The organism is Hyalangium versicolor (genome assembly GCF_020103695.1).
Taxonomy (GTDB): Bacteria; Myxococcota; Myxococcia; order Myxococcales; family Myxococcaceae; genus Hyalangium; species Hyalangium versicolor.
This window is the reverse complement of the sequence record NZ_JAHXBF010000008.1, coordinates 155,650-168,924: the sequence shown is the minus strand read 5'-3', so window position 1 is coordinate 168,924 and position 13,275 is coordinate 155,650. Positions and strand designations below refer to the sequence as shown.

General features: G+C 65.3%; 8 protein-coding genes and 1 pseudogene. 6 read left to right on the top strand and 3 right to left on the bottom strand.

The features are described 5' to 3' along the window. Positions 1-20 precede the first annotated feature (20 nt). From KY501_RS18380 to KY501_RS18365, 4 genes and pseudogenes are all read left to right on the top strand, one after another. Positions 21-500 (top strand): VOC family protein, encoded by a 480-nt coding sequence (locus KY501_RS18380; protein WP_224364481.1) that lies wholly within the window; start codon positions 21-23, stop codon positions 498-500. 110 nt (positions 501-610) lie between these two features. Next, the gene (locus KY501_RS18375) at positions 611-766 is read left to right on the top strand and encodes a DUF5953 family protein (protein WP_224364718.1); all 156 of its coding nucleotides are present in this window, start codon (positions 611-613) and stop codon (positions 764-766) included. 157 nt (positions 767-923) lie between these two features. After that, a complete protein-coding gene (roxB, locus tag KY501_RS18370) occupies positions 924-2,990 on the top strand; it encodes a rubber dioxygenase RoxB (RefSeq protein ID WP_224364480.1) in 2,067 nt (688 codons plus the stop codon). 38 nt (positions 2,991-3,028) lie between these two features. Continuing rightward, positions 3,029-3,262 (top strand): annotated as a pseudogene (locus tag KY501_RS18365) (integrase core domain-containing protein); the annotation flags it as partial. A 165-nt stretch (positions 3,263-3,427) separates the two neighbouring features. Here the strand turns inward: KY501_RS18365 and KY501_RS18360 are convergent. Beyond that, positions 3,428-8,101 (bottom strand): Kelch repeat-containing protein, encoded by a 4,674-nt coding sequence (locus KY501_RS18360; protein WP_224364479.1) that lies wholly within the window; start codon positions 8,099-8,101, stop codon positions 3,428-3,430. 532 nt (positions 8,102-8,633) lie between these two features. Here KY501_RS18360 and KY501_RS18355 point away from each other — a divergent pair. Further along, positions 8,634-9,554, top strand: coding sequence for an alpha/beta hydrolase (locus tag KY501_RS18355; RefSeq protein ID WP_224364478.1), 921 nt, complete (start codon positions 8,634-8,636; stop codon positions 9,552-9,554). Positions 9,555-10,787: 1,233 nt separating this feature from the next. Here KY501_RS18355 and KY501_RS18350 read toward each other — a convergent pair. Continuing rightward, a complete protein-coding gene (locus KY501_RS18350; RefSeq protein WP_224364477.1) occupies positions 10,788-10,955 on the bottom strand; it encodes a hypothetical protein in 168 nt (55 codons plus the stop codon). A 346-nt stretch (positions 10,956-11,301) separates the two neighbouring features. On the opposite strand from KY501_RS18350, the gene KY501_RS18345 reads away from it, so the two are divergent. Then, positions 11,302-12,585, top strand: coding sequence for a hypothetical protein (locus KY501_RS18345; protein WP_224364476.1), 1,284 nt, complete (start codon positions 11,302-11,304; stop codon positions 12,583-12,585). 173 nt (positions 12,586-12,758) lie between these two features. Here the strand turns inward: KY501_RS18345 and KY501_RS18340 are convergent, their stop codons facing one another. After that, positions 12,759-13,136 carry a VOC family protein gene (locus KY501_RS18340; RefSeq protein WP_224364475.1) on the bottom strand — a complete coding sequence of 126 codons (378 nt, stop codon included), beginning with the start codon at positions 13,134-13,136 and terminating at the stop codon, positions 12,759-12,761. Between the last annotated feature and the right edge of the window lie 139 nt (positions 13,137-13,275).

The window sequence follows — 13,275 nt, the reverse complement described above, 5'->3', positions numbered from 1 at the left end:
CCACTCCGAGGAGGCCAACGATGGCCAACAAGAACACGATCTGTCTCTGGTACAACGGCACCGCGCTGGAGGCGGCGCAGTTCTACGCAAAGACATTTCCTGACAGCGCCGTGCAGGCCGTGCATCACGCGCCCGGCGACTTTCCCTCCGGCAAGCAAGGCGATGTGTTGACCGTGCAGTTCACGGTGATCGGCATCCCGTGCCTCGGCCTGAACGGCGGCCCCGGGTTCACACCCAACGAGTCCTTTTCATTCCAGGTGGCGACCGACGACCAGGCTGAAACGGATCGGCTGTGGAACGCGATCGTGGGCAACGGCGGCCAGGAAAGCGCATGTGGCTGGTGCAAGGACAAGTGGGGCTTGTCGTGGCAGATCACACCAAGGGCCCTCACTGACGCGATCACCGATCCCAATCCCGCCGTGGCCAAGCGCGCGTTCGAAGCGATGATGACGATGAAGAAGATCGACATCGCGAAGATCGAGGCGGCGCGGCGGGGCTGAATGAACCCGCGGGAAATCGCACGGCTTCGGGTGTCCCGCCACGCGGGATACCAACGCTCCTGCTCTCAGAGTGCATCCACTCGCCTGCGATTCCGCACTGCCCGCAGTAGCTGAACTACGGGTCTGCCCCTGCCGCGCAGGCCATGGGCTTCCCAGCTCCTGCTCGCGACCCTGAGTTGCTGACGCGAGCGAAGCCAGGGTCGGCGCGTGCCTCAGAACATTCTTATTGGCAGTTCGACAACAGCCTATTGACGCTACGCCAATAAGGTCCTACCTTACTTGTCGCGGCTGCCATGGATGTCCGCTTTAGCCTCTTTCTCAGCTCTAGCTCGTGTGGTGTCAGCCTCGAAGTGGGCTCCGCTTGGTCTCTGCCGCGCAGCGTCACCAGCAAATCGGGAACACGCAGCACACGAGGAAGACCCCATGAGCGTAGGCAAGAGGTCAGCACCATCGAGCAGGAACGTTGTCCCTTTCATTCGAACGTGGCTTACAGCGGGAACCCTGGCGATCTCCAGCGTCGCCGCGGCCGGCGATCTGCTCGGCAGCAGTCGAGGCGGCTCGGCACAGTGGGAGTTCTGTTACGGCAAGCCGGACAGCGCCGTCCTGCCGGCGGACCCACGAACCCTGGTGCAGCCCGGCCTGAGCGATGGCCGGGCGGTGCACTTCAATGCCTTCTGGAAGAACTGCCATGTCGACCCGGTGGCGGTGCAGGAAGAAGGCCCGGCGCAGACCTGCGGCCAACTGCGTGTGCGCTTCAATCGCGGCGCGGGGCTGCTGACGAACGGCCATCCGGGCGCGGGGGCGCTGTTCACCGGCACTGACTTCACAACCCTCGAGGCAGGGTTCGGCATCGCCACCTTCACCGCGGCGCAGTACAACGCGCTGTGGACGACGTGGCCCGGCTTCGTCTTCCGTCCCAACAACTTCGATGAGTTGGTGTCCCAACGCTACGGCTCGGGGCTGAGCACCCAGCGAAATCCCTATCCGCTGCCTTGGGAGAACCCCAACCTCACCAACGGCGGGAGCGGCCAACTGCCGCAGATGCTCACGCAACTGCGCAACCCGGACGGATCCTGGAGCGGACGTCTCGGAGTCACCTGCCATGCCTGCCACAGCGGCGCGGTAGGCACGCCCTCGGAGGGTCCAGGCCTTGGGGTGGTGCAGGGCGGCGGCAGCAGCCTGGCGGATCTGGACCTGTTCCTGAGCGACCTGCTGCCCCTGGGCTATCCGGCGTCGCTGGCCACGTTCCTGAACCTCAACCGCACCCGAGGCACCAACAACGCCAGCGACATCAACCTCGCCTTCCTGTTTCCGGACGAGGAGTTGCTGACGCCCGCCGAGGTGTTGGGCGTCATCAACTCGGGCTCGACAGCCGGAATGGATACGCCTGCCTGGTGGAACATGGGGCACCGGCCGGTGAAGTTCGTCGATGGTGTGTTCCCCATGGATGCGCCACGCGTGGACATGGTGTTCTACACGCCGTTCATTGGCCTGTTCGGCGGGCTCGGCGGGCCGGTGAGCGAAGCAGGCCAGGACTGGATGCGCGCCAACGGTCCAGCCCTCAACACCTGGGTCGAAGCGCTCAAGGCACCGCCCTACCCGTTTTCGATCAACCAGGCGCTGGCCGAGCAAGGGTCGGTGCTGTTCCACACGCTCGACATGTGGGCGCCCGGGCGCAACAACCCCGTGCCGCGGCCCCAGGGCAACGGCTCCTGCGCGAGTTGCCACGGCGCTTACGCGGCTCGCTACGTCAATGATCCCGCGTTCCTCGCGACCCCAGCGCTGGAGGGCATGGCGAGCTACATCGTGCCCATGAACATCATCGGCACCGACCCGGTCCGGTTGAACACCAACAACGCAGCGGTGCAGGCCGCCGGCGCCAAGAACTTCTTCGGTTATCCGTCGACGCGGGGCACCGCCAACGACTGCGGCCCACAGAACCAGTCGCACATTCGCGGCAACCGGGAGCTCGGCTACCTCGCGCCGCCGCTGCACGGCGTCTGGGCTACCGCGCCGTACTTCCACAACGGCTCGGTCCCCAATATCTGGGAGGTGCTCAAGCCCTCTGACCGCAGGCCCATCTGGCGCCGCGTCTCCGCTCCCAAGCGATGGGACCAGCCGCTCGCCCTCATGGGCTTCGACACGAACCTGCAACGCGCCTACGACTCCACCAGGCTCGGCTGGAAGTACGACTCCATCGCCTGCCAGTTTCGCACGCCGGTGAACCCGTCGGTGTCGCCGTACATCAACTGCGATCCGGGCGACGAGTTCCGCACGCCCCTCGCGCAACAAATCGAGAATCTGCTCTTCAGCAACCTGATCGCCACGTGGAACATCCTCTATCCGCCGACGCGCACGCCGCAGCAGCTCGAGGATCGGAAGATCTACAACACCCACGCGTTCGGCCAGGGCAACGGTGGACATGAGTTCAACACCGTGCTCACCGACCCGGAGCGACTGGCACTGATCGAGTACCTCAAGACGCTGTAGAGCCAGAGCCCGGTTCCGCCAGGCCTCGGCGGAATCGGGGCATCCAATGCAGTATGTCCAGAAAGGGCAACTGCTGGGATAACACGGTGGTGGAGAGCTTCTTCAGTAGCCTGAAGATGGAGCTGGTCTACCTCACCGACTTCACCACCCGGCGCCAAGCTCGCTCGGCCCTCTTCGAGTACATCGAGGTCTTCTACAACCGGAAGCGTCGGCACTCGAGCCTGGGCTACTTGAGTCCATGGGAGTATGAAAAAGGCCGCCCTACCTGCTAAGTTGGCAGCATAATCCCTGTGTCCACGAAACTGGGGCAAGCCCGCTCCGTCCTGTCTCTTCTCGCTCAATTCCCGCTAAAGGGTCACACTGGGGGCACATGCGATTCTGCCCCCGTCCCACCGACGGTCCTGGCAGACTCAGGAGAGTACAGCGCCAGGAGAATCTCAGATCTTCCATTGTCGTGCTCGGTAGCGCCTACAGAGAGGCAAGGCCAGCGCCAGCAAGATCCAGGCGACAGGGAGGGTCGGAGCGGTAGTGCAACTCCAACCGTAATGACTCTTCTGGAAGGCAAACCGGTGCTTGGATGGCTCGCTGGCATTACCTGCCTTGTCTGTGGCGATGGCGGAGACAGAGTGCTCCCCGAGTTCCAGCGTTGTGCGCGTGATGAAGCGCCAGTCTCCCGCCGCGCCCACATTGAACGTTTCGGCCTTCGTCTCATCATCGTCCAGCCACGCCTTGACCGTGCTGCCGAGTTCCGCCGTACCAGCAATGACCGGCTTCGGGGTGTTGACGAAATCCCCAGGCTCCGCCACCGCAGGTGCTGCTGGCGGCACGGTGTCAACCGTGAAGCTGTGTCCCTCGAAATCAATGCTGACGTTGCCCGCCTCGTCCGTAGCAACAGCCACGACCCGATGGACTCCATCACCCAGTTCGGTGACCGGGGTGAAGCTCCATTGCCCCTGCGAGTTGGTGCTGGTTGTTCCTTCCACCGCTCCATCCAGCCACACCTGCACTGAGCAACCGGGTTCCGTCGTACCAGCAATGACCGGCTTCGGGGTGTTGACGAAATCCCCAGGCTCCGCCACCACAGGTGCTGCTGGCGGCACGGTGTCAACCTTGAAGCTGTGTCCCTCGGAATCAGGGCTGCTGTTCCCCCCTTCGTCCGTAGCAACAGCTACAACCCGATGGACTCCATCACCCAGTATCGGAGTAAAGTTCCATTGCCCCTGCGCGTTGGTGCTGGTTGTTCCTTCCACGGCTCCATCCAGCCGCACCTGCACTGAGCAATCGGGTTCCGCCGTACCAGCAATGACCGGCTTCGGGGTGTTGACGAGATCCCCAGGCTCCGCCACCACAGGTGCTGCTGGCGGCACGGTGTCAACCTTGAAGCTGTGTCCCTCGGAATCAAGGCTGACGTTGCCCCCCTCGTCCGTAGCAACAGCCACGACCCGATGGACCCCATCACCCAGTTCGGTGATTGGGGTGAAGCTCCATTGCCCCTGCGCGGTGGTGCTGGTTGTTCCTTCCACGGCTCCATCCAGCCACACGATCACCAAGAGCCCCGGTTCTGCCGTACCAGCAACGACCGGCTTCGGGGTGTTGACGAAGTCCTTTGGCGAGGTGATGAAGGGCACTGTCAGAGGAGGCCCGGTGACGAACAGCATCTGCCCGCCATGGATGGCATTGGCCATCACAGAAAGGATGTAATAGCCGTCCGGCACGACCGGCATTCGTACAGTCACTCCCGTATCGGAGAACGAACCCTGGGACGCGATGCGTGTCAGCGCTCCTCCTTCTAATGCCAACAGGCTGACCAGGGGGAAGTTCGTGGCGGAACTCCTGGCGTTACCGCTGCTTGCCTCCGATAGACCTCGCAAGTGGCTCCCAGCGACGCGGAGAATCTGACCCCGTTGTTGCTTGGCGAGTGGAGGGATGACGGGGCGCCATTCCTGGCGCGTGCCCGTGTCTTCGTACACCTCCGTGCTGGTGAGGAGATTGAAGCTTGGGTCCCAACCGCCAGTGACCAGCACCTCGCCTGAGGGCAACAGCGTCGCCGTGTGGCTGGAGCGGGCTTCGACCAGTGGGCTTGTGGGGCTCCAGGCCCCCGTAGCCGGGTCGTACACCTCTGCGCTGGCGAGGGAGCCATTGGGTCTATGGCCTCCAGTGATCAGCACCTTGCCTGAGGGCAACAGCGTCGCCGTATGGCTGGAACGAGCCGTGGCCAGCGGACCCGTGTTTTTCCAGGCCCCCGTGGCTGGCTCATACACCTCCGCGCTGGCGAGCGGGTCGCCGCTTGGACCCAGGCCTCCGGCGATCAGCACCTTGCCTGAGGGCAACAGCGTCGCCGTATGGCTGAAACGAGCCATGGCCAGCGGGCCCGTGTTTTTCCAGGCCCCCGTGGCCGGCTCATACATCTCCGCGCTGGCGAGCGGATCGCCACTTGGGCCATGGCCCCCAGCGACCAGCACCTTGCCTGAGGGCAACAGCGTCGCCGTGTGGCTGGAACGAGCCATGGCCAGCGGACCCGTGGGGCTCCAAGTCGCCGGAGCCGGAGCGTACACCTCCGCGCTCGCGAGCGGGGCGCTGCTTGGGCCATGGCCTCCAGCGACCAGCACCTTGCCTGAGGGCAACAGCGTCGCCGTGTGGCCTGAACGTGGCGTGGCCAGCGGGCCTGTGGGGCTCCAGGCTCCCTTGGCCGGGGCGTATACCTCCGCGCTGGCGAGGCGTTCCGAGTCTGAGCCCCAACCTCCGACGGCCAGTACCTCGCCTGAGGGCAACAGCGTCGCCGTGTGGCCTGAACGTGGCGTGGCCAGCAGGCTCGTGGGGCTCCAGGCTCCCTTGGCCGGGGCGTATACCTCCGCGCTGGCGAGGCGTTCTGAGTCTGAGCCCCAACCTCCGACGGCCAGCACCTCGCCTGAGGGCAACAGCGTCGCCGTGTGGCCTGAGCGTGATGTGGCCAGCGGGCTCGTGGGGCTCCAGGTCCCCTTGGCCGGGGCGTATACCTCCGCGCTGGCGAGGTAGCCGCTTGGGCCAAATCCTCCGGAGACCAGCACCTTGCCTGAGGGCAACAACGCGGCCGTGTGGTCATAGCGAGCCATGGCCAGCAGGCCTGTGGGGCTCCAGGCCCCAGTAACTGGGTCGTACACCTCCGCGCTGGCGAGGGGGCCACTTGGGCCAAACCCTCCGGCAACCAGCACCTCGCCTGAGGGCAACAACGCGGCCGTGTGGTCATAATGTGCCATTGCCAGCGGGTTCGTGGAGTTCCAGGCCCCCGTGGCCGGGTTGTACACCTCCGCGCTGGCGAGAGGGCCGCTTGGGCCAAATCCTCCGGAGACCAGCACCTCGCCTGAGGGCAGTAGCGTTGCCGTGTGGCTGGAGCGAGCCGTGGCCAGCAAGCTCGTGGAGTTCCAGGCCCCTGTGTCCGGGTCGTACACCTCCACGCTGGCGAGGTAGCCGCCTGGGCCAAATCCTCCGGCAACCAGCACCTCGCCTGAGGGCAACAGCGTTGCCGTATGGCCGACACGAGCCATAGCCAGCAAGCTCGTGGAGTTCCAGGCCCCTGTGTCCGGGTCGTACACCTCCACGCTGGCGAGGCGACCGCTTGGGCCAACGCCTCCAGCGACCAGCACCTTGCCTGAAGGCAGTAGCGTCGCCGTGTGGCTGGAGCGAGCCGTGGCCAGCGGGCCCGTGGGGTTCCAGATCCCCGTGGCCGGGTCGTACACCTCCGCGCTGGCGAGGGAGCCACTTGTGCCCCAACCTCCGGCGACCAGCACCTTGCCAGAGGGCAGCAGTGTCGCCGTGTGGCTGGAGCGAGCCGTGGCCAGCAAGCGCATGGGGCTCCAAGTCCCCACAGCCGGATCATACACCTCCGCGCTGGCGAGGCGACCGCTTGGGCCAACACCTCCGACGATCAGCACCTTGCCTGAGGGCAACAGCGTCACCGTGTGGCTGGAGCGGACTTCGACCAGCGGGCCTGTGGGGCTCCAGTCCCCCGTAGCTGGGTCGTACACCTCCGCGCTGACAAGAGAGCCACTTGAGCCCCAACCTCCGGCGACCAGCACCTTGCCTGAGGGCAACGGCGTCGCCGTGTGGCTGGAGCGAGCCGTGGCCAGCGGGCTCGTAGGGCTCCAGGTCCCCGTGGCCGGGTCGTACACTTCCGCGCTGGCGAGGCGTTCCGAGTCTGAGCCCCAACCTCCGGCGACCAGCACCTCGCCTGAGAGCAGCAACGCCGCCGTGTGGATGGAACGAGCCGTGGCCAGCGGGCCTGTAGGGCTCCAGGCCCCCGTGGCCGGGTCGTACACCTCCGCGCTGGAGAGGGAACCATGGGTTCCATGGCCCCCAGTGACCAGCACCTTGCCTGAGGGCAACAGCGTCGCCGTGTGGCTGGAACGAGCCGTGGCCAGTGGCCCCGTAGGACTCCAGGCCCCAGTAGCCGGGTCATACACCTCTGCGGTGTTTAAACGGCCGCTTGGACTCAGGCCTCCAGCGATCAGCACCTTGCCTGAGGGCAACAGCGTCGCCGTGTGGTTGGAACGAGCCATGGCCAGGGGGGCCGTGGGGCTCCAGGTCGCCGTAGCCGGCTCATAGACCTCCGCGCTGGCGAGCGGGTCGCCGCTTGGACCCAGGCCTCCAGCGATCAGCACCTTGCCTGAGGGCAACAGCGTCGCTGTGTGGCTGAAACGAATTGTGGCCAGCGGGCTCGTGTTTTTCCAGGCCACCGTGGCCGGGTCGTACACCTCCGCACTGTTGAGGGGGCCATTTGCCCCCTGACCTCCAGCGACCAGCACCTTGCCTGAGGGCAACAGCGTCGCCGTGTGGCCTGAACGTAGCGTGGCCAGAGGGCCCGTGGGGTTCCAAGCTCCCGTGGCCGGGGCGTATACCTCCGCGCTGGCGAGGCGTTCCGAATCTGAGCCCCAACCTCCGACGGCCAGCACCTCGCCTGAAGTCAACAGCGTTGCTGTATGGCCTGAACGTGGCGTAGCCAGAGAGCCGGTGAAGTGCCACTGCTCACCAGACGTGGCCGGGAGAATCTGGGTCTTGAGGCTCTCGCGGGACAACGCTCCGTCCACGTCGTGGGGCCCCTTGCCGCAAGCAAGCAACAGAAGGGCTGAGGCCATAGCAAGCCGCGCAATAACAGCATCCAACTCAATGCGTGACTCCAGTGAAGAAGGGAGGTGCCGCCTGTCTACCGAGCGTTCTCCTCGACTCCGGGTGCACGAATGGCACTGAGCGAACGAGGGGGCTACCGCACGGGGGGCGAGTGGGGGGGACAAGGAAATGGCAGAGGGGAGCATATGGGGGCGCACTCAATAGAGACAGAGTGCGTTGCCGGCAGGTCTTGCAAAGGATGGACCTGGAACTGTCTCCGCCTCTTCGAGCCGAGACGGGTATGGCGCCCAAAGACGGGGTGACGCGTCAATTGACGCGCAAGCACGCGCGGCTGACACGTCCGCTTCTGCGTAAGACTTCGCCGTGCCCCATCTGGACACGGCGAAGGAATTCTGCCGAGTGGAGAACTGGGAGGTGCGTCAGTCCTGGCTCTGGGGAGAGTGACGGTCCCAGGGTTTTCGATGGCGGCGAGCGCAGCGCGGCGCAGGTAGTGCCATGGGTCCTCCCCCCGTAGACCTGCCGTCTCGATGACAGAGTCGCATGGTTCACGCCAAAGATAAGGATTGGGCTGATGAAATACCTCGTTGCCTTTGCGCTGATCACTATGAGATCCCGGCAAATGCCAGAAAGCTTCCACTCGTGTTCTGGCACGGCCATGGCCAGTCCGCGAGGACGTGGGAGAGCACGCCGGACGGCCGAGAGGGATTCCAGAGCATTTTCCTGCGCCGTCGCTTTCCGGTGTATTTGATTGATCAACCACGACGCGGCCGCGCAGCACGCAGCACTCAGCCCATCACGATTACGGCTGCGCCTGACGAACAGCTCTGGTTCGGCGTCTTCCGCCTGGGCCTGTGGCCGGACCTCTCCCCAGGCGTGCAGTTCTCGCGCGAGCCGGAGGCGCTCAACCAGTTCTTCCGGCAAATGGTGCCCAACACGGGCCCCTACGACCCGGAAGTCAATACCAACGCGGCTTCCGCACTCTTCGACCGGATCGGGCCCGGCATTCTTGTCACGCACTCACAGAGCGGTGGACTCGGCTGGAGCACGGCGATCAAAAACAGAAATGTTCGAGCCATCGTTTCCTATGAGCCGGGTGGTGGCTTCGTCTTCCCGCTGGGCGAAGCACCTGAGCCGATGACGTACGCCGGAGGCACTGCAAGAGGCGTCGAGGTACCGCTGTCGAACTTCATGCAGCTCACAAAGAGCCCGATCGTCATGTACTACGGCGACTCCATTGCCGAAACTCCAACCACGAATCCGGGCCAGGACCAGTGGCGCGTCACGCTCGCCATGGCAAAGCAGTTCCGCGATGTGGTGAACCGCCACGGCGGTGACGTGACTGTCGTGCACCTGCCCGAGCTTGGGATTCGTGGCAACACGCACTTCCCCATGTCGGATCTCAACAATGTCCAGATCGCTGACCTTCTGTCGCAGTTTCTCACCCAGAAGGGGCTGGATTGACCCTCCAGGAGGAACTCCCATGAACGTGTTCGCGGTGGCCGTCCTCTCCCTGTTTCTCGCCGCTTCCGCGTCCGCTCAAACCATCACCATCGCTCGGCGCGGCACGCAGCCGGCGCGGCAGGGGCCGACCGACAACTTCACCGGCTCCGTTCGCGTCGACCCGCTGTTTCAGACCAGCGAGCCGGCGCGGGCGTCTTCCGCCAGGTCTCGGCGGAATCGGGACCGCCTGGAGCAGAACCGGCCAACGATCCGATCCATTGACGGGGTCTTGACACGTGCCTACCCGCCCACGCCAAACTCAAAACGGTTCGCATGGCGCCTCCCTTCGATATGTGCCGATGGGCACCGCGGCTCGAGGTCTTCCGAGGCTGAGTCGACATGGGCGATCCCATGGAGGGTGGGGAATACTGGCTCGCGAAGGAGCCGCCCTCCCTGCCGCCGCGGGAGGCGTGGCCGAAGGACAGGGGCTCTCTGCTCGCGGCGCTGTGCTCCCTCACACGGGAGGAGTGGCAGAGCCTGCTGAGCACCCTGGGGCTCGGCTCATGGAGCCTGGGTGAGTGGCACGAGCAGACCCTCGCTGGCGGTGTGGTCGAGATCATGCCCCGTGTCGACTCGGTCACGTTGAGGCTTGCCGGAGCCCATCGCGCCCCCCTTCCCTCACCGAGGCGGATTACGCGCATGCCCAACGGGTGGAGCCGCTGCTCCAGCCCTACTGGCATCGGGTCGTTGATCCCCCCTGGACAGCCCGTTGTGTCTCTGTCCCAGGTACCACCTCGATCTCTGGGACTGGCCACCCCATGCCCCGACCCTCGCGGCGCTCACCGCAGAGGACAGGCACCTCGTGAACGAGGTGCGCCTCACGCGGACGGTGATCACTGACGTGACCCAGCAGCTCGAGGCGCTCTACACGAATGGCTCGCCAGAGTCCCGGCGCCGACTGGAAGCGCTGCTCGGCTTCATCCGGGACATCGTCGACGAGACGCGGCTGGTCAGCACGGATACCCCCCAGGGGTACGCTCACCTGCGGACGCGGAGCGACTTCAACTCTTGGGGCTCACGGTACTTCTCGCCGCCAGTCCTGCCGCCTCGCCAGGCGACCCCGCCCTTCCCGGTCCACTCGGCGGAGCCCCCTCCTGCCAGGGCTCAGCCCCAAGAGCGTGTCCAGGAGCACCCATATCCCCAGCGACTGGGACCCCATCCGGAGACGGTGAGCCGAGGAACCCGGGCCCTGAGTCAAGGCCTGGCGGTCAGCTTCGCCATGCAGTCCGCCAGCTGCGCCTGGGTGGCTTCGAGTTCGCTCTCGAGTTCGCCGATGCGCGTCAGGTGCTGCAGGATGGCCTCGTTGAGTCTCGCCTCGTTCTGCTCACTCTGGGAGATGACCCGTGACAGCTCACTCTCCAATGGAGAACATCGAGGCCCATGTCACCCAACTCCCAATAACAAGCAGTGCAAGCAGCCGTAGCCCACGGGGGGCACGGGCTACATACCCCTCGGGGCACGAAGACTGTTGCCACTCACCCACGGCGGCGCAGCTCGGATCATCACTGGTGGAAAGTGGTCGGCCTGGCCCAGCCCCGCCCTGGCGGACATTGTTTCCACATCGGCGTTCAGTGACCCTGCGCCTATTCGAGGCACGCTGTACCCCACGGGGGAGGTGCTCGTCGTCTCGAGGCGTCAGGGGGCAAACATGTGCATCGCACTGAGAAGCATTGGCTCACTCCAAGCATGGTGGTTGGGAAGCACCCTCTTGGTTCTCGCCGCATGCGCACCTCCATGGGAGGAGGAGCAGGAGGACTCCCTGGCTGTCCACCGGGACGCCGTGGTGGTGAGTTCCACCATCGTTCCCGAGCGGGAGCTCTTCATCAATGACGTCAGCGTCGTGGACGATGCCCTGTACACCACGTGGGATCCGAAGAAGTCCGGCACTGCTCCCGAGGGGAGCTGGTCCTTCGGGCGGCTCATCGACAACATGGTGCCCGACGGGATGCGCAGCCCCCGGGCGCGCTCGCAGTTCATCCTGGCCTGGCTGAAGACGTGGGAGCAGGATCAGACAGTGAACGGGCTGGTGATCCCCGCGCGCCCGCTGATCCGCTCGCTGATCATCGATCCCTGGCGCGCGGCCAGCGGCTGCACGGGCAGCGATGATGCCTGCACGCTGGATCTCGGCAAGGCGCCCTTCCGGCTGCTGGCCATCGTGAACCGCCCGGATCTGCGCCGGCTGCCCACGGCAACGGATCCCGGCTGCGCGGGGCAGGGGCGCTTCGTCTTCGGCGTGCTGGGTCCCCTGGGCCAGCGCCTGCCCTTCACCGTCATCTTCGAATACCAGCTCCCCATCTCGCACAAGCTGGACATGCTCGCGTGGGCGGATCGCTGGCATGCCCTGGGCGCCATCCCCTTCGGCAAGTGCTACAACGCGGAGTTGCACGACGTGACGCGCGAGTTCACCCGGAGGAAGGCCGCTCGAGGTCGGGTGAACGGCAGCGCACTCCTCCAGATCCGCACCGACGAGGTGGCGCTCTCACCCGTGGAGCCGAAGCTCTGGGAGATGCGCGAGTTCGTCCTCGGGAGCCAGGGGTTCCTGCGGCCTGCCACGGTGAAGCAGGAGGTGGATGCGTCGCTCAACGGTTCGGCCCTGCTCGGCGCCTGGGCGGCCCAGAACGCGCAGGCCATCCTCGCTGGACAGCACGAGGTGCCGCCCAGATGGGGAGGAAGTCCGTTCCTTGCGGCTTCCGCGCCGGTGCCCTCGGCCCTGGACTGGCAGGTGCCGGGCGTCAACGAAGCGGTGCGCAGTGCCTTTGCCGCGGCCACGTGCAGCGGGTGCCACCGGTCCGAGACCGGGACGAACTTCCTCCACGTGCGCACGCGCGAGCCGGGCACTTCCTCATCCATCTCCGCCTTCCTGGCGGAGCAATTGAGCCCCGGCGGCCCGCGCGTGGCGGACTTCGTCGACCTGCTCAACACCTCGGACATGGAGCAGATGGAGAACGGAAGAGGGAGTGATCACCTGGAGCACCCCAGCAACGAGGACTGAGCCGGGGCCCTGCCGCTGGCCACCCGCCCCAGCCCACCCACAGCGTATAGGAGGGACAGGGGCGCTGTTGGGTGAGAGAGAGGGGCATGGAGCGGCAGAAATGTCTGCCGTCCCGCCCTGTCAGCGCGAGCACTCGCGCGGTTCCAGCGCCCCTGGGTTGAATGCCACGGCCTTCAGTCCCCCTCGATGACCACCACATATCCGTCGAGGTCCCTCAGCCAGATCTCTCGATGTCCCGAATTGGGATTCACGTGGGGCTCTTCCAGCACCTTCGCCTTGAGCCTCCTCGCTCGCTCCACTGCCGCGTCGAAGTCTCCGACACTGAACCAGAGGACTACACCGTTTCCGTAGGGCTTCACCTTCGGATCGCCGATGTGGGCGTGCTCGTGCACGTCCCAGGCGTGGAGCTGGAGGATGAGCTCCTTGCCCGACATCAGCCTCTCGTACTCATCTCCACCGTGTCCGCTCTCGCATTCCAGGAGCGCCTGATACCAGGCGCTGCTCCGGGCGACATCGCGAACCGCGATCAGTGTTCCTGATTGGACCGCCATTTTTCTCGCCGTTCGGGCCATGGTTGATCGGGGGAGAGCAACACCTCGCCCATCGGTGCACCCGATGGGTTTGGGCGGAGAGCCTGCCCATGTAGCATGAGCCCTCAAGCCGTCTCAGTGTTATTCAAGAGCACACACT